The organism is Streptomyces similanensis (genome assembly GCF_039543625.1).
Taxonomy (GTDB): Bacteria; Actinomycetota; Actinomycetes; order Streptomycetales; family Streptomycetaceae; genus Streptomyces; species Streptomyces similanensis.
The window spans coordinates 63,217-79,177 of sequence record NZ_BAABKC010000046.1 but is presented as its reverse complement, the minus strand read 5'-3'; the positions used below and the strand labels follow the sequence as shown (position 1 = coordinate 79,177).

The following is a 15,961-nucleotide window of genomic DNA, read 5'->3' as shown; positions in this document are numbered from 1 at the left end:
GCCCGGCGCCGGACGCCGCGGCGGGCCTGCTGCCCACCGGGGCCCGGCGCGCCGCCGGCCCGGCCGGCGGGCGCACCCGCGCCGAGCGGCGCAAGCTCCAGCGCAAGGTCAAGCGCAAGCGCAGGCGCTCCGCCGTCCGGGAGGTCCCGCTCCTGGTCGGCGTCGCCGTGCTCATCGCCCTGGTGCTGAAGACCTTCCTCGTCCAGGCCTTCGTGATCCCGTCGGGCTCCATGGAGCAGACCATCCGCATCGGCGACCGGGTCCTGGTCGACAAGTTCACCCCCTGGTTCGGCTCCGAGCCGCAGCGCGGGGACGTGGTGGTCTTCCACGACCCGGGTGGCTGGCTCAAGGACGAGCAGCCGGCCAAGAAGAACGACCCGGTCGTCGTCAAGCAGGTCAAGGAAGGGCTCACCTTCATCGGCCTGCTGCCCTCCGACAACGAGAAGGACCTCATCAAGCGGGTCGTCGGCGTCGGCGGCGACCACGTCAAGTGCTGCGACGCCGAGGGCCGGATCACCGTCAACGGCGTTCCCCTGAACGAGCGGGACTACATCTACCCGGGCGACGCCCCCTCCGACCTCCAGTTCGACGTCACCGTCCCCCAGGGACGGCTGTGGGTGATGGGCGACCACCGCGGCAACTCAGCGGACTCCCGCTTCCACCTGAACACCGCGTACCAGGGGACCGTCTCGCTGGACTCGGTGGTCGGCCGGGCCCGGGTGATCGGCTGGCCGTTCGGCCACTGGAGCACGCTGAGGGAACCGAGGACGTTCGCCTCGGTGTCCGACTCGGCGGCCGGGTCGACCGCCGCCACCCGGCTGTCGCATAGGGTTGCCCCCTACGATCCCAACAGATCGGTTCAACTCCCGAGCCCTGCGGAACTCCCGCTCGTTATGGGAGTGGTGGGCCTGCACCGCACCCGGGGCAGGCGGCGGCACGGAGTGAGGAGTTGGCGTGGGGGATGTGGCGGTTGGCGCACGGTCCGGAAACGGCGGCGAGGATCCCCGCCGGCGTCCCGCGGGAGCGGCGGCCCCCTCGGCGGACGGCGCCGTGCCCTCCGGGAGTGACAGCGAAGCAGCCGAGGACGGCACGGTGACGGAGCACAGTCAGAGCGAAGAGCAGGGGACCGGCGGCGGCTCCCCGGAACCGAAGAAGCCGCGCTCCTTCTGGAAGGAGCTGCCGATCCTGATCGGCATCGCGCTGGTGCTGGCGCTGCTGATCAAGACCTTCCTGGTGCAGGCGTTCTCCATCCCGTCGGACTCGATGCAGAACACCCTCCAGCGGGGCGACCGGGTGCTGGTCGACAAGCTGACCCCGTGGTTCGGCTCGAAGCCCGAGCGCGGCGAGGTCATCGTCTTCCACGACCCGGGCGAGTGGCTGGCCGGTGAGCCCACGGCCAGCCCCAACGCCCTGCAGACGGTGCTCAGCTGGATCGGGCTGATGCCGTCCGCCGAGGAGAAGGACCTCATCAAGCGGGTCATCGGCGTCGGCGGCGACACGGTCGAGTGCAAGGGCTCGGGCCCGCTGGTGGTCAACGGCAAGGCGCTGAACGAGCCGTACGTGTACCCGGGCAACACCCCGTGCAGCGACGACGACCAGGGCGGCCGGTTCAAGGTGACGGTGCCCAAGGGCTACGTCTGGGTCATGGGCGACCACCGGCAGAACTCCCGCGACTCCCGCTACAACCAGGCCGACAAGTACCACGGCATGGTGCCGGTCAAGGAGGTCGTCGGCCGTGCCGTCGTGCGCGCCTGGCCGATCAACCGCTGGGGCACGCTGCCCGTTCCCGACACCTTCGACCAGCCCGGCATCGGCGAGCACTCCTCGGCGGCCGGCGCCCTGACGGTCGCCCCGACCGGCGTCGCCGTCAGCGCGGTCGTACCGGTGGCGGTGTGGCGCCGCAGGCGCTCGCTGAAGGCCGTGAACGGCACCGGCGGCACGACGACGGCCACCGCGGGCCGCTGAGTCGCCCACCCGCCCCCCGAGGACTCCGTCCGGAGCCCTCGGGGGGCGGCGGTCTTTCCGGGCCGCGGTCGCCGACCAGGGGCTTCGCGCGCGGCGGCCGGTGGCTGTGAAGCACCCGTGCAGCTGTGACCGGGGCGCCGATCGGGGGCTGCCCCGTTCCGGTACCGCCGGGTAGGGTGCGGGTCCATGAGCGGCGAGAGCACGACGCGTACGGCCCCGGTGAGCGGCGGCGCAGGCAGGGGTCCGGCGGGCGGCAGGACGGGACAGCGGCTGTCCGGGCTGGCCGTGGCGCTGGGACTGGTGCTGTTCCTCGGCGGATTCGGCTGGGCGGCCGTCGTCTACCGCCCCTACACCGTGCCCACCAGTTCGATGTCGCCGACCATCGGCATGGGCGACCGGGTGCTGGCCCAGCGCGTCGACGGCGACGAGGTGCGCCGCGGTGACGTCGTCGTCTTCCGCGACAAGACCTGGGTGGCGGACGCCCCCGTCGTCAAGCGCGTGGTCGCCGTCGGCGGCGACACCGTCGCCTGCTGCACGAACGGCAGGCTGACCGTCAACGGCAAGCGGATCGACGAGCCCTACCTCAAGGGCGGCGTCGCCGAGATCCAGGGCTTCCCCACCGTGAAGGTGCCCGAAGGCCGCCTGTTCCTGCTCGGCGACGAACGCCAGGGCTCCCTGGACTCCACCGCCCATCTCACCGACGCCGCCAAGGGCACCGTCGCCCGCGACGACGTGAGCGCCCGGGTGGACGCCGTGATCTGGCCCGCCGAGGGCATGCTGGAGCGGCCCACCGGCTTCGAGGCGCTCGGCCCCCTCTCGCAGCCGGGCCCGCTGCGCGTCATCGTCGCCCTGATCGTCGCCGGCGGCGTGCTCGTCCTGGCCGGCGGCGCCTATGGCCCCGTCGCCAAGCGGCTGGGCCGCTCCCGCACCCGGACGGAGCCGGCCGGTGCCCGCTGAGGACCGAGGCGCGGGCGCGGACACGTACGCGGGCGGGCTGCGCAGGGTGGCCCGGGTGGTGCTGCTCGACCCGGCCGACCGGATCCTGCTGCTGCACGGCCACGAGCCGGACGACCCGGCCGACGACTGGTGGTTCACGCCCGGCGGCGGCCTGGAGGGCGACGAGAGCCGGGCGGCGGCCGCGCTGCGGGAACTCGCCGAGGAGACCGGCATCACCGACGTCGCCCTCGGCCCGGTGCTGTGGCGGCGCCGGTGCTCCTTCCCGTTCGCCGGGCGGCGCTGGGACCAGGACGAGTGGTACTACCTGGCCCGCACGACCCAGACGGCGACCGCCGCCACGGCCCTGACCGAGCTGGAGCGGCGCAGCGTGGCGGGCGCACGCTGGTGGACCTGTCGGGAACTGGCCCGCACGCATGAGACCGTGTACCCGACCAGACTCGCCGGGCTGCTGCGCACACTGCTCGACGAAGGTCCCCCCGCCGAACCCGTGACCCTGGACACCGAAATCGTCTGAGGGCGCACCGGACTGGCGCACAATGGGGTGACCGTACGGCTGAAGGGGAACATGCCATGAGCGCCGAGGACCTCGAGAAGTACGAGACCGAGATGGAGCTGAAGCTCTACCGGGAGTACCGCGATGTCGTCGGTCTGTTCAAATACGTGATCGAGACCGAGCGGCGTTTCTACCTCACCAACGACTACGAGATGCAGGTCCACTCGGTCCAGGGCGAGGTGTTCTTCGAGGTGTCGATGGCCGACGCCTGGGTGTGGGACATGTACCGGCCGGCCCGCTTCGTCAAGCAGGTACGTGTCCTGACGTTCAAGGACGTGAACATCGAGGAGCTGAGCAAGAGCGAGCTGGAGCTGCCCGGCGGCTGAGGATCACTCGTGCGGGTGATGGAGTTGTCCACAACCGGTGAGTAACCCACCAAGATCCACTCGGTGGGCCCGGATGCGTGACGGTGGGCGTCGGAGGTGGTGCCGACATGAACACCCATCAGGCACGCAGCGCACTGGGCAGGTACGGAGAGGGACTGGCCGCGCGCCGGCTGACCACGGCCGGGCTGACGGTCCTGGCGCGCAACTGGCGCGACGGCAGGTCCGGCGAGATCGACATCGTGGCCCGGGACGGCGACGTCCTGGTCGTCTGCGAGGTGAAGACCCGCAGGGCGGGCGGCTTCCAGCACCCGATGGCCGCGATCACGCCCGAGAAGGCCGAGCGGCTGCGCGGCCTCGCGCAACGCTGGCTCCAGACCCACGGCGGGGCGCCGCCCGGCGGAGTCCGCATCGACCTCGTCGGCGTCCTGCTGCCCCGGCGCGGGGCGCCGCAGGTCGAGCACGTGCGGGGGGCGGCCTAATGGGATTCGCACGCACGTGCTCCGTGGCCCTCGTCGGGGTGGAAGGCGTGGTCGTCGAGGTCCAGGCCGACCTGGAACCGGGCGTCGCCGCCTTCACCCTGGTCGGCCTGCCCGACAAGAGCCTGACCGAGAGCCGGGACCGGGTCCGGGCCGCCGTGGTCAACTCCGGCGGCGAATGGCCGCAGAAGAAACTCACGGTCGGACTCAGCCCCGCCTCGGTGCCCAAGGCCGGCAGCGGCTTCGACCTCGCGGTGGCCTGCGCGGTGCTCGGCGCCGCCGAACGGATCGACCCCCGGGTGCTCGCCGACATCGTGATGATCGGGGAACTCGGCCTGGACGGCCGGGTGCGCCCCGTACGGGGCATCCTGCCCGCCGTGCTGGCCGCCGCGGACGCCGGCTACGAACAGGTCGTCGTCCCCGAGTGCGCCGCCGCCGAGGCGACGCTCGTGCCCGGGATCTCCGTGCTCGGGGTGCGCAGCCTGCGGCAGCTGATCGCCGTGCTGACCGACGAACCCGTACCCGAGGAGGAACGGGACGAGCAGGGCCGCCCCGACCCGCTGCTGGCCGGACTGCGCCTGCCCGGCACCGGCTCGGCCACCGGCATGCACAGCATGGGCGCCGCCCAGCACGACCAGGGACACGACCTCGCCGACGTGATCGGCCAGGCCTCCGCCCGTACGGCGCTGGAGGTCGCCGCGGCCGGCGGCCACCACCTGTTCCTGGAGGGGCCGCCGGGCGCGGGCAAGACCATGCTCGCCGAGCGGCTGCCCGCCGTCCTGCCCCCGCTGGGCCGGCAGGAGTCGCTGGAGGTCACCGCGATCCACTCGGTGGCCGGGCTGCTGCCGCCGGACAAGCCGCTGATCGACCTCGCCCCGTACTGCGCCCCGCACCACTCGGCGACCATGCAGGCGCTCGTCGGCGGCGGCCAGGGCATCGCCCGGCCCGGCGCCGTCTCCCTGGCCCACCGCGGCGTGCTCTTCCTGGACGAGACCCCCGAGTTCAGCAGCCACGCCCTGGACGCCCTGCGCCAGCCGCTGGAGGCCGGCCACGTGGTGATCGCCCGCAGCGCGGGGGTGGTGCGGTTCCCGGCGAAGTTCCTGATGATCCTCGCGGCCAACCCGTGCCCCTGCGGCCGGTTCTCACCGGGGCGCGACAGCCTGTGCGAGTGCCCGTCCTCGGCGATCCGCCGCTACCAGGCCCGGATCTCCGGCCCGCTCCTGGACCGGGTGGACCTGCGGGTCGTGGCCGAACCGGTCACCCGGGCCGAACTGGCCCGGCGCGACGCCCGCGGCGAGACCACCGCGGCCGTGGCCGCACGGGTGCGGTCCGCGCGGGAACGCGCGGCGGCGCGGTTCGCCGACACCCCGTGGCGGGCCAACGGCCAGGTGCCCGGACACGAACTGCGCACCCGCTGGCACGCCGCCCCCGGCGCGCTCGACGAGGCCGAACGCGGCCTGGAGCGCGGCGTCCTGACCGCCCGCGGACTCGACCGCGTGCTGCGGGTCGCCTGGACGATCGCGGACCTGCGCGGCCACGCCCGCCCCGACCCGGGCGACGTACGGCTGGCGCTGCAACTGCGCACGGGAGTGCCCCGGGGCGAGCCCATGACCATCGGAGCACCGGCATGAGCGCGACCCGTCCCGCCCCGGAGGGCATGGGGCGGGACGGCCGCCGGGAGGGCCCGGAGGGCGCCGGTGGCGGCCGTCCCGGCCGGCCCGAGCGCTCAGGTGATCCTCACGGCCCGGCGTCCTGGGACCTTCCGGAGTGCGCGGAACGCGCGGGAGAGGACGTCGGGCGGGCGGAGGGAGAGGCCGAGGCGGTGGCTCGGGTCTTTCTCGGCCGGGTCGTCGAACCCGGGGACGCGACCGTCGGACGGTGGGTGCGCGAACTGGGCGCCGTGGCGGTGGTCCGGCGGTTGCGGGACGGCGGACCGCGCCTCGCCGGGGTGTCGGACCGACGGTGGTCCGGACTGTGCGCGCGGGCCGCGCCGGCCGACCCCGAGCGCGACCTCGTCACCGCCCGCGAGGCCGGTGTGCGCTTCGTGTGCCCCGGCGACCCCGAGTGGCCGCGGCAGCTCGACGACCTCGGCGACGCCCGCCCCCTCGGCCTGTGGCTGCGCGGCGGGCCCAGCCTGCGGCTGTGGGCGCTGCGCTCGGTCGCCGTGGTCGGCGCGCGGGCCTGCACCGAGTACGGCGCCCACATGGCCGCCGAACTCGCCGCCGGCCTCGCCGACCGCGGCTGGGTGGTGGTGTCCGGCGGCGCCTACGGGGTCGACGGCGCCGCCCACCGGGGCGCGCTCGGCAGCGCCGGAGCCACCGTCGCCGTCCTGGCCTGCGGCGTGGACCGGCCCTACCCGCGCGGCCACGCGGCCCTGATCGACAGGATCGCCGAGCAGGGCCTGGTCGTCGGCGAGCTGCCGCCCGGCGACCACCCGACGCCGAGCCGTTTCATCGTCCGCAACAGGGTCATCGCGGCACTCACCCGCGGCACCGTGGTCGTGGAGGCCGCCTACCGCAGCGGATCGCTGGTCACCGCCCGCGCGGCGCAGCGCCTGGGCCGCCACACCATGGGCGTGCCGGGCCCCGCCACCAGCGCCCGCTCCGCCGGCGTCCACGCACTGCTGCGCGACGGGGCGACCCTGGTCACCGACGCCTCGGAAGTCGTCGAACTCGTCGGCGACATGGGCGAGCTGGCCCCGGAACGGCACGGCCCCGTGCTCCCGCGCGACCTGCTCGAACCGGACGCCCGGCAGGTCCTGGCCGCACTGCCCGCCCGCGGCGCGGCGACCGCGCCCGCCGTCGCCCGCGACGCCCGGACGACCGTGGACGACGCGATCGCGAGACTGTACGAACTCCGATCGCTTGGCTACGTCGAACGACACGGCGAGGGATGGAAGTTGACACGCCAGGCGGTGATCTCGGCGCGCGCGGGCCGGGACGGTTGCTGACCGAGCGTGTTCGGCCGTCCGGGGGAACGCCGAAGGCTGCGGAAATTCCGGCAGTTGAGCGTTCTCCTTGTCACGCAGGGTGACCGGGGTGATCCCGAGGAGCACGGTGCGGAACGCATCCGCGCACGCCCCGCGCCTCGCCGTTCGCGCACCGCGACACTCCAGTCACGCTACGCTCACGGGGTTCCGGCGCTGAGACCCACGAAAACCGGACCAGAACCGACCGAGACCGACGACTCGCCCAGGCGACCGGAAATCCCAGCAACCCGACAAGCCCGCACCCCACGGCAGAACGGCACAAGGCGACGAATGCCCCAGCACACCTCCGGGTCCGACCGGGCGGCGATCCCCCCAGCCGCCCGTGACGGTGGCAGCGTGCGGCCGCCCGCTCCCTCGACGCTCGACGAGCTGTGGCGGTCGTACAAGGCGACGGGGGACGACCGGCTGCGAGAGCAGCTCATCCTGCACTACTCGCCGCTGGTGAAGTACGTGGCGGGACGGGTCAGCGTCGGCCTGCCGCCCAACGTCGAACAGGCCGACTTCGTCTCCTCGGGCGTCTTCGGGCTCATCGACGCGATCGAGAAGTTCGACATCGACCGCGAGATCAAGTTCGAGACGTACGCGATCACCCGGATCCGGGGCGCGATGATCGACGAACTGCGCGCGCTGGACTGGATCCCCCGCTCGGTGCGGCAGAAGGCGCGCAACGTCGAGCGGGCGTACGCGACGCTGGAGGCCCGGCTGCGGCGTACTCCGACGGAGACCGAGGTGGCCGCCGAGATGGGCATCGCGGTGGACGAACTGCACGCCGTCTTCAGCCAGTTGTCGCTGGCCAACGTCGTCGCCCTGGAGGAGCTGCTGCACGTCGGCGGCGAGGACGGGGACGGGCTGAGCTTCATGGACACCCTGGAGGACACCGCAGCGGACAACCCGGTGGAGGTCGCCGAGGACCGCGAGCTGCGGCGCTTCCTGGCCCGGGCGATCAACACCCTGCCCGAGCGGGAGAAGACCGTCGTCACGCTGTACTACTACGAGGGGCTGACGCTCGCCGAGATCGGCAACGTGCTCGGTGTGACCGAGAGCCGGGTCAGCCAGATCCACACCAAGTCGGTGCTCCAGCTGCGCGCCAAGCTGGCCAGTTTCGGGCGGTGACCGGCGGGGCCCGTGCCGGGGGAGTCGTTCCCGTCGCGGGCGCGGCGTCCGTACAGTGGTCGACGTGCCAAGGATTCGAGCGGCCTCCGTGGCCGAGCACCGGTCGATGCAGCGAGCCGCCCTGCTGGACGCGGCGCGGACCCTGCTGTCCGAGGGCGGGACGGAGGCCCTGACCTTCCCCGCGCTGGCCGAACGGACGGGGCTGGCGCGGTCGTCGGTGTACGAGTACTTCCGGTCGCGGGCCGCCGTGGTCGAGGAGCTGTGCGCCGTCGACTTCCCGGTCTGGGCCGCGGAGGTCGCGGCGACGATGGCGGCCGTGGACGGGCCGGAGGCCAAGGTCGAGGCGTACGTCCGCAAGCAGCTGGAGCTGGTCGGCGACCGGCGCCACCGGGCGGTGGTGGCGATCTCGGCGAGCGAACTGGACGCGGGCGCGCGGGAGAAGATCCGCGCCGCGCACGGCGAGCTGGTCGCCATGATCGTCGAGGCGCTGGGGGCGCTGGGACACGCCCAGCCCCGTCTGGCGGCGATGCTGCTCCAGGGCGTCGTGGACGCGGCCGTGCGACGGATCGAACTGGGCGCGGCCGAAGACCCTCCGGTGATCGCCGAGGCGGCGGTGTCGATGGTCCTCCGAGGCGTCAACGGCTGACCCCCGCTTTTGCCGGCCGGCAGGGCTGACCGCAGCGCCGAGGTCCCCGGCGGCCGGCCTGGCTGACCGCAGGGCTGAGGTCCCCGGCGGCCGGCCTGGCTGACCGCAGGGCTGAGGTCCCCGGCGGCCGGCCCGGTCGACCGCAAGGCAAGGCCCCCGGCGGCCAGCACCGGCCGACCGCGGCGGCGACGCCCCTCGACGGCCGGTCCCGGGCCGCCACACCGACCACGACCCGGGGCGGAGAGAGCGGCCGGTTGCACCGGCCACGGATCCTGCGGCGGCCAGCCCGGCCAGCCCGGCCAGCCCGGCCAGCCCGGCCAGCCCGGCCAGCCCGGCCAGCCCGGCCAGCCCGGCCAGCCCGGCCAGCCCGGCCAGCCCGGCCAGCCCGGCCAGCCCGGTCGACCGCGGCGCCCGCGGCCCGTGACGCGGCGAAACGCCGGCCGACCGCCGCCCCGGCTTGGTCGGCGTGGCCGACGGCAGCGGTCACCGCCCCGGGACCGACCAGCCTGGCCGACCGCAGCGGCCACCGCCCCGGCGCGGCCAGTTCCGGCCGGCCCCACCGGCCACCGCTCCTGGGGCGGACGGGCAACCGTGGTCGGTGTCGTCGTGCGGCGTCACGTCGGCGGGGGCGGTGCTGCCAGGACCGGTAGCAGTCTCGACGGGCCGGTGTTCAGCAGCCACGGCGGCAGGAGCAGCAGCGGATCGAGGTAGGCGTCCGCTCTGAGCAGGCCCCAGTGCAGGCAGCCGGGCCCGCAGTGCGCCGTGGACGCCGGTCCCGGTCCCTCCACCGTGCCGACGACCTGTCCCGCCGCCACCGACTCGCCCTCCCTCACCGACGCCCTGACCGGCTCGTACGTCGTCCGCAGCGGTGGATCTCCGGTCCCCGACAGCTCCACCGCGACCACGCCCCGCCCCGCCACCGGTCCCGCGAAGGAGACCCGCCCCGCCGCCACCGCCCGTACCGGAGTGCCCGGCGGCGCCCCGAGGTCTACGCCCCGGTGGCCGGGCCCGTACGGCGTCGCCGGCGGCTCCCAGCCGCGCAGCACCGGCGGCCGCGCCCCCACCGGCCAGTACCGCCCCACGGCAGGCACCGCCCCCTCGGCCGCCACCCCGCCGGCCGTCGCCGCCGTCCCGCCAACCGCCGCCACCGCTCCGTCGGCCGCCGCCACCGTCCCGCCAGCCGACACCACCGCCCCGTCGGCCACCGCAGCCCCCCGCCCCCCGCTCGCCCCAGCCCCCCGAGGACCCACAGATCCCCGAGCACCCACAGATCCCCAAGCACCCGCAGACCCCCGAGCACCCGCAGACCCCCAAGCACCCAGACCGCCCGCCGGGCCGGCGCCGTCCCCGTCGGCCCGGACGCCCGGCGCCGGCACGTCGAACACCAGGACCAGTAGGACCACCAGAACCACCGGATTCAGCAGGTTCAGCCGGGCCGGCAGGCCCGAATGCGGCCCCGGCCGCCCCTTCGCACAGCGCTTCCCGCGCACCTCGGACATGCGCACCACGGTGCCCCGCCGCGCCGTCCGCCGCCGGAACCTGTGGACAACCCTCCGGTTGTGGACAGCGGCGTCACCCGGGGCCTTCCGTGTCCCGTACACTTCTGATGGCGACCCGGGTCACCGGGTCGACTTCGCACGCCCCGACACCCCGGCCGGCAACGGTCGGTGTCAGCGCCCCTCGGTCCTTCGCGGCAGGCGCACGCGGGCGTCAGGCGCGGAAGCCGTCCGGCATCCGCGGCACAACCGAGAAATTCAAGGAGATACGGCCATGGCCGTCGTCACGATGCGGGAGCTGCTGGAGAGCGGCGTCCACTTCGGTCACCAGACCCGTCGCTGGAACCCGAAGATGAAGCGCTTCATCTTCACCGAGCGCAACGGCATCTACATCATCGACCTGCTCCAGTCGCTGTCGTACATCGACCGCGCCTACGAGTTCGTCAAGGAGACCGTGGCCCACGGCGGCACGGTCATGTTCGTCGGCACGAAGAAGCAGGCGCAGGAGGCCATCGCCGAGCAGGCCACCCGCGTCGGCATGCCCTACGTCAACCAGCGCTGGCTGGGCGGCATGCTCACCAACTTCTCGACCGTCTACAAGCGCCTGCAGCGCCTGAAGGAGCTCGAGCAGATCGACTTCGAGGACGTGGCCGCCTCCGGCCTCACCAAGAAGGAGCTGCTGGTCCTCTCCCGCGAGAAGGCCAAGCTGGAGAAGACCCTCGGCGGTATCCGCGAGATGCAGAAGGTGCCCAGCGCCGTCTGGATCGTGGACACCAAGAAGGAGCACATCGCGGTCGGCGAGGCCCGCAAGCTCAACATCCCGGTCGTCGCCATCCTCGACACCAACTGCGACCCCGACGAGGTCGACTACAAGATCCCGGGCAACGACGACGCGATCCGCTCCGTCACCCTGCTCACCCGCGTGATCGCCGACGCCGTCGCCGAGGGCCTCATCTCCCGCTCCGGCGTCAACACCGGTGACAAGGGCGAGAAGGCCGCGAGCGAGCCGCTCGCCGAGTGGGAGCGCGACCTGCTCGAGGGCGAGAAGAAGGCGGACGAGTCCGCCGAGGCCGTCGAGGCCGCCGCCGAGACGCCGGCCCCCGACGCCCCGGTCGCCGAGGCCGTCGAGGAAGCCGCCGCCGAGGTCAAGGCCGAGGACGAGGTCAAGACCGAGGACGCCGCCGAGGTCAAGACCGAGGACGAGCAGCAGGCCTGACCCGTCAGTGTCAGCGTTGACGGCGGGAGCGGTGTGAACCCCGCTCCCGCCGTTCACCCGTAGGTCAGCGGCGCGTCAGCGGGCTCCCGCTCCATGGGCGGCGGGGGACCGCAGGCCCCCTGATCTTCGATCTTCCAGACTTCGAGAAAGATTCACAGACTCATGGCGAACTACACCGCCGCCGACGTCAAGAAGCTTCGTGAGCTCACGGGCGCCGGCATGATGGACTGCAAGAAGGCGCTGGACGAGGCCGAGGGCAACGTCGAGAAGGCCGTCGAGGCGCTGCGCATCAAGGGCCAGAAGGGCGTCGCCAAGCGCGAGGGCCGCTCCGCCGAGAACGGCGCCGTGGTCTCGATCATCGCCGACGACAACTCCGCCGGCGTCCTGGTCGAGCTGAAGTGCGAGACGGACTTCGTCGCCAAGGGCGAGAAGTTCCAGGCCGTGGCCAACGCCATCGCCGAGCACGTCACCAAGACCGCCCCGGCCGACCTGGAGGCCCTGCTCGCCTCCGAGATCGAGCCCGGCAAGACCGTCCAGGCGTTCGTGGACGAGGCCAACGCCAACCTCGGCGAGAAGATCGTCCTGGACCGCTTCGCGCAGTTCACCGACGGTTTCGTCATCGCGTACATGCACCGCACGATGCCCGACCTGCCCCCGCAGATCGGTGTCCTCGTCGAGCTGGACAAGCCGAACGCCGAGGTCGCCAAGGGCATCGCCCAGCACATCGCCGCCTTCGCGCCGAAGTACCTGGCCAAGGAGGACGTGCCGGCCGACGTCGTCGAGTCCGAGCGTCGCATCGCCGAGGAGACCACCCGCGCCGAGGGCAAGCCCGAGGCCGCGATCGCCAAGATCGTCGAGGGTCGTCTGAACGGCTTCTTCAAGGACGCCACGCTGCTCGGCCAGCCCTACGCGCTGGACAACAAGAAGTCCGTCCAGAAGGTCCTGGACGAGGCCGGTGTCACCCTGAAGCGCTTCACGCGCATCAAGGTCGGCATCTGAGTCCACAGTCCGTACCGCGACGGACGCCGACCCGGATAGGGTCGACAGCAGTCGTCCCCGTCGCTCGCGTAGGGCGCCACGCACGCGCGCGTGACGGACGACAGCAGATCTGACGAGGAGGCCATTGCCGAGCATGGGATGCGAAACACGCCCCACCGGCAATGGCCTTCTTCGCATGTGCACCACGTAACAGAGGCGGTATCCCAATGACCAGCAAGGCCCAGAAGAGCGACGACGGCAAAGTGTCCGGCCGGTTTCTGCTGAAGCTGTCCGGAGAGGCCTTCTCCGGCGGCGGGGGCCTGGGCGTCGACCCGGACGTGGTGCACGCCATCGCCCGTGAAATCGCGGCCGTCGTCCGGGACGGCGCGCAGATCGCGGTCGTGATCGGCGGCGGCAACTTCTTCCGCGGCGCCGAGCTCCAGCAGCGCGGCATGGACCGCGCCCGCTCGGACTACATGGGCATGCTCGGCACCGTGATGAACTGCCTCGCCCTGCAGGACTTCATCGAGAAGGAAGGCATCGACAGCCGGGTCCAGACCGCCATCACCATGGGCCAGGTCGCCGAGCCGTACATCCCGCTGCGTGCCGTGCGCCACCTGGAGAAGGGCCGCGTGGTCATCTTCGGCGCCGGGATGGGCATGCCGTACTTCTCCACCGACACCACCGCCGCCCAGCGCGCCCTGGAGATCGACGCCGAGGCGCTCCTCATGGGCAAGAACGGCGTGGACGGGGTCTACGACTCCGACCCGAAGACCAACCCGGACGCGGTGAAGTTCGACGCCCTCGGCTACAGCGAGGTCATCACCCGGGACCTGAAGGTCGCCGACGCCACGGCGATCACGCTCTGCCGCGACAACCGGCTCCCGATCGTCGTCTTCGAGCTCCTGAAGGCGGGCAATATCGCCCGCGCCGTCAAGGGTGAGAAGATCGGCACGCTTGTGGGTGACCAGGCCGGCCGGGGCTGACCCCGTCCCGGCGGGAACCGCCCGGCCGGACGACCGGCCTCGTCCGGCCGCCCGGCACCTGTCCGGGGGACGGGCGGGACGGACCCGGGCCGGGGGATGGACAATGTCCTGCCGGTCGGGAACCGTGCAGGAAGAAGACGCGACGCAGCCGGCCGTCGGCCCCGACGAGGAACCGCAGCCGGGCCTACTCAAGACACGCAGGAGCAAGTGGTGATCGAAGAGACCCTCCTCGAGGCCGAGGAGAAGATGGAGAAGGCCGTCGTGGTCGCCAAGGAGGACTTCGCCGCGATCCGCACCGGCCGTGCGCACCCGGCGATGTTCAACAAGATCGTGGCCGACTACTACGGCGCGCCGACGCCGATCAACCAGCTGGCCTCGTTCTCCGTGCCCGAGCCGCGCATGGCGGTCGTGACCCCGTTCGACAAGACCGCGCTGCGCAACATCGAACAGGCGATCAGGGACTCCGACCTGGGCGTCAACCCCGGCAACGACGGCAACATCATCCGAGTGGTCTTCCCGGAGCTGACCGAGGAGCGCCGCCGCGAGTACATCAAGGTCGCCAGGGGCAAGGGTGAGGACGCCAAGGTCTCCATCCGCTCGGTGCGCCGCAAGGCCAAGGACGCCATCGACAAGCTCGTCAAGGACGGCGAGGTCGGCGAGGACGAGGGCCGCCGTGCGGAGAAGGAGCTCGACGACACCACCGCCAAGTACGTGGCGCAGGTGGACGAGCTCCTGAAGCACAAGGAGTCGGAGCTGCTCGAGGTCTGATGAACGACTCTTCCTGGGGAACGCCGCAGCCGGCCGGGTACTGGGGGCCCGCGGACGGGTCACCCGACCAGGGGTCCGTCCCCGAAGGCCCCGTCCACGACGCGCAGCAGGGCGTCCAGCAGACCCGCCCCATGCCCGTCGTGCCCGAGGTGCCCGCTCACGGCGGCGCCCAGGATGACGACCGGGGGGCCGTCCGCACGGGCGGCCCTCTGTTCCGCGACGAGGCCCCGCGGCCTCCCGGCGCGCAGCCCCCGCAGCAACAGCCGCAGCCGCAGCCCTACGCCGCGCAGCCGCAGCCGTACGACCCACGACAGCCGCAGCCCTACGCGGCGCAGGCGCAGGCACAGCCGTACGCGGCGCAGGCGCCCGCGCAACCGCAGCCGTACGACACGCAGCACCCGCGCCCGTACGGCATACCGTCGCACCCGCAGCCGTACGAGATACCGCGGCAGCACCAGCAGTCGCACCCGCAGCCGTACGAAGCGCCGCAGCCGCACCCGCAGCCGCGGCCCTACGACACGCCGCAGACGCCGCCCTTCCCCCAGGCGGCCGCGCAGAATCCGGAGCCCATGCCCGACGCCCCGCAGCCGGCGCCCGCCCCGCAGAAGAAGAGCGCGGGCCGGGACCTGGGCGCTGCCATAGGAGTCGGTCTCGGGCTCGGTGTGGTGATCGTCGCCTCCCTGTTCATCGTCAAGGCCGTCTTCGTCGGCGTGATCGCGGTCGCGGTCGTCGTCGGCCTGTGGGAGCTGACCAGCCGCCTCCAGGAACGCAAGGACATCAAGGCGCCGCTGGTGCCGCTGGCCGTCGGCGGCGCCGCGATGGTGGTCGCCGGATACGTGCGCGACGCCGAGGGCGCCTGGGTGGCGATGGCGCTCACCACGCTCGCGGTCCTCGTCTGGCGGATGACCCAGCCGCCCGAGGGCTACCTCAAGGACGTCACGGCGGGCGTCTTCGCCGCCTTCTACGTGCCGTTCCTGGCCACCTTCGTGGCGATGATGCTCACCGCGGACGACGGCCCGTACCGCGTCCTGACCTTCCTGATCCTGACCGTGGTCAGCGACACGGGCGCGTACGCCGTCGGCTGGCGTTTCGGCAGGAACAAGCTCGCTCCGCGCATCAGCCCGGGCAAGACCCGCGAGGGGCTGTTCGGCGCGATCGCGTTCGCCATGGTGGCCGGGGCGCTGTGCACGCAGTTCCTGATCGACGACGGCGTCTGGTGGCAGGGCCTGGTCATCGGCCTCGCGGTCGCGGCCAGCGCCACGCTCGGCGACCTCGGCGAGTCCATGATCAAGCGGGACCTGGGCATCAAGGACATGGGCACGCTGCTGCCCGGCCACGGCGGCATCATGGACCGCCTGGACTCCCTGCTGCCCACCGCCCCGGTGGTCTGGCTGCTGCTCGTCCTGTTCGTCGGCTCCGCCTGACCGCCGACCACGTCCTGCGCCGACGGGCCCCCACCCGGTGGGGGCCCGTCGGCGTGACAGCACGTCCG

Annotated in this window: 16 protein-coding genes; 15 read left to right on the top strand and 1 reads right to left on the bottom strand. The window is 72.9% G+C overall.

What is annotated here, in order from left to right:
• Positions 1-26: 26 nt before the first annotated feature.
• The 10 genes from lepB (ABEB07_RS16875) (at position 27) to ABEB07_RS16830 (ending at position 9,025) form a co-directional block, all read left to right on the top strand.
• On the top strand, positions 27-1,067 hold the full coding sequence (gene lepB / locus ABEB07_RS16875) for a signal peptidase I (RefSeq protein WP_345669085.1): 1,041 nt from the start codon (positions 27-29) through the stop codon (positions 1,065-1,067).
• Positions 955-1,965, top strand: coding sequence for a signal peptidase I (gene lepB, locus ABEB07_RS16870; protein WP_164587553.1), 1,011 nt, complete (start codon positions 955-957; stop codon positions 1,963-1,965). The genes lepB (ABEB07_RS16875) and lepB (ABEB07_RS16870) overlap by 113 nt, the downstream gene beginning before the upstream one ends.
• Before the next feature lie 186 nt (positions 1,966-2,151).
• Positions 2,152-2,922, top strand: a complete 771-nt coding sequence (gene lepB / locus ABEB07_RS16865) for a signal peptidase I (protein ID WP_345669080.1) — start codon at positions 2,152-2,154, stop codon at positions 2,920-2,922.
• On the top strand, positions 2,912-3,436 hold the full coding sequence (locus ABEB07_RS16860; RefSeq protein ID WP_345669079.1) for an NUDIX hydrolase: 525 nt from the start codon (positions 2,912-2,914) through the stop codon (positions 3,434-3,436). The genes lepB (ABEB07_RS16865) and ABEB07_RS16860 overlap by 11 nt, the downstream gene beginning before the upstream one ends.
• 56 nt (positions 3,437-3,492) lie before the next feature.
• Entirely contained in the window at positions 3,493-3,801 is a 309-nt protein-coding gene (locus ABEB07_RS16855) for a DUF2469 domain-containing protein (protein ID WP_009190879.1), read from the top strand.
• 77 nt (positions 3,802-3,878) lie between these two features.
• Positions 3,879-4,280 (top strand): YraN family protein, encoded by a 402-nt coding sequence (locus ABEB07_RS16850; protein ID WP_345669078.1) that lies wholly within the window; start codon positions 3,879-3,881, stop codon positions 4,278-4,280.
• Positions 4,280-5,908: a YifB family Mg chelatase-like AAA ATPase gene (locus ABEB07_RS16845; protein WP_345669077.1), complete on the top strand. Its 1,629-nt coding sequence runs from the start codon at positions 4,280-4,282 to the stop codon at positions 5,906-5,908. The genes ABEB07_RS16850 and ABEB07_RS16845 overlap by 1 nt, the downstream gene beginning before the upstream one ends.
• Before the next feature lie 26 nt (positions 5,909-5,934).
• On the top strand, positions 5,935-7,227 hold the full coding sequence (gene dprA / locus ABEB07_RS16840) for a DNA-processing protein DprA (RefSeq protein WP_425589018.1): 1,293 nt from the start codon (positions 5,935-5,937) through the stop codon (positions 7,225-7,227).
• 309 nt (positions 7,228-7,536) lie between these two features.
• Positions 7,537-8,379, top strand: a complete 843-nt coding sequence (gene whiG / locus ABEB07_RS16835) for an RNA polymerase sigma factor WhiG (protein WP_176150682.1) — start codon at positions 7,537-7,539, stop codon at positions 8,377-8,379.
• Positions 8,380-8,467: 88 nt separating this feature from the next.
• Positions 8,468-9,025, top strand: coding sequence for a TetR/AcrR family transcriptional regulator (locus ABEB07_RS16830; RefSeq protein WP_176152142.1), 558 nt, complete (start codon positions 8,468-8,470; stop codon positions 9,023-9,025).
• A gap of 614 nt (positions 9,026-9,639) precedes the next feature.
• Here ABEB07_RS16830 and ABEB07_RS16825 read toward each other — a convergent pair.
• A complete protein-coding gene (locus ABEB07_RS16825; RefSeq protein ID WP_425589016.1) occupies positions 9,640-10,230 on the bottom strand; it encodes a murein hydrolase activator EnvC family protein in 591 nt (196 codons plus the stop codon).
• Positions 10,231-10,795: 565 nt separating this feature from the next.
• On the opposite strand from ABEB07_RS16825, the gene rpsB reads away from it, so the two are divergent.
• The 5 genes from rpsB to ABEB07_RS16795 all read left to right on the top strand — a co-directional run bounded on the left by rpsB (position 10,796) and on the right by ABEB07_RS16795 (position 15,893).
• On the top strand, positions 10,796-11,737 hold the full coding sequence (gene rpsB, locus ABEB07_RS16820; protein ID WP_176150683.1) for a 30S ribosomal protein S2: 942 nt from the start codon (positions 10,796-10,798) through the stop codon (positions 11,735-11,737).
• A gap of 162 nt (positions 11,738-11,899) precedes the next feature.
• Positions 11,900-12,736, top strand: coding sequence for a translation elongation factor Ts (tsf, locus tag ABEB07_RS16815; RefSeq protein ID WP_164587006.1), 837 nt, complete (start codon positions 11,900-11,902; stop codon positions 12,734-12,736).
• 206 nt (positions 12,737-12,942) lie between these two features.
• Positions 12,943-13,701, top strand: a complete 759-nt coding sequence (pyrH, locus tag ABEB07_RS16810; protein WP_164587005.1) for a UMP kinase — start codon at positions 12,943-12,945, stop codon at positions 13,699-13,701.
• A 210-nt stretch (positions 13,702-13,911) separates the two neighbouring features.
• Positions 13,912-14,469: a ribosome recycling factor gene (gene frr / locus ABEB07_RS16805; protein WP_164587004.1), complete on the top strand. Its 558-nt coding sequence runs from the start codon at positions 13,912-13,914 to the stop codon at positions 14,467-14,469.
• Between the two features lie 131 nt (positions 14,470-14,600).
• The gene (locus tag ABEB07_RS16795) at positions 14,601-15,893 is read left to right on the top strand and encodes a phosphatidate cytidylyltransferase (RefSeq protein WP_425589017.1); all 1,293 of its coding nucleotides are present in this window, start codon (positions 14,601-14,603) and stop codon (positions 15,891-15,893) included.
• Positions 15,894-15,961 lie beyond the last annotated feature (68 nt).

What these genes read in the sequence shown, in the direction of transcription:
- pyrH (WP_164587005.1), top strand. Translation starts at nt 12,943, where the DNA reads ATGACCAGCAAGGCCCAGAAGAGCGACGACGGCAAAGTGTCCGGCCGG.
- ABEB07_RS16795 (WP_425589017.1), top strand. Translation starts at nt 14,601, where the DNA reads ATGCCCGTCGTGCCCGAGGTGCCCGCTCACGGCGGCGCCCAGGATGAC.
- ABEB07_RS16845 (WP_345669077.1), top strand. Translation starts at nt 4,280, where the DNA reads ATGGGATTCGCACGCACGTGCTCCGTGGCCCTCGTCGGGGTGGAAGGC.
- ABEB07_RS16855 (WP_009190879.1), top strand. Translation starts at nt 3,493, where the DNA reads ATGAGCGCCGAGGACCTCGAGAAGTACGAGACCGAGATGGAGCTGAAG.
- whiG (WP_176150682.1), top strand. Translation starts at nt 7,537, where the DNA reads ATGCCCCAGCACACCTCCGGGTCCGACCGGGCGGCGATCCCCCCAGCC.
- dprA (WP_425589018.1), top strand. Translation starts at nt 5,935, where the DNA reads ATGGGGCGGGACGGCCGCCGGGAGGGCCCGGAGGGCGCCGGTGGCGGC.
- tsf (WP_164587006.1), top strand. Translation starts at nt 11,900, where the DNA reads ATGGCGAACTACACCGCCGCCGACGTCAAGAAGCTTCGTGAGCTCACG.
- lepB (WP_345669080.1), top strand. Translation starts at nt 2,152, where the DNA reads ATGAGCGGCGAGAGCACGACGCGTACGGCCCCGGTGAGCGGCGGCGCA.
- rpsB (WP_176150683.1), top strand. Translation starts at nt 10,796, where the DNA reads ATGGCCGTCGTCACGATGCGGGAGCTGCTGGAGAGCGGCGTCCACTTC.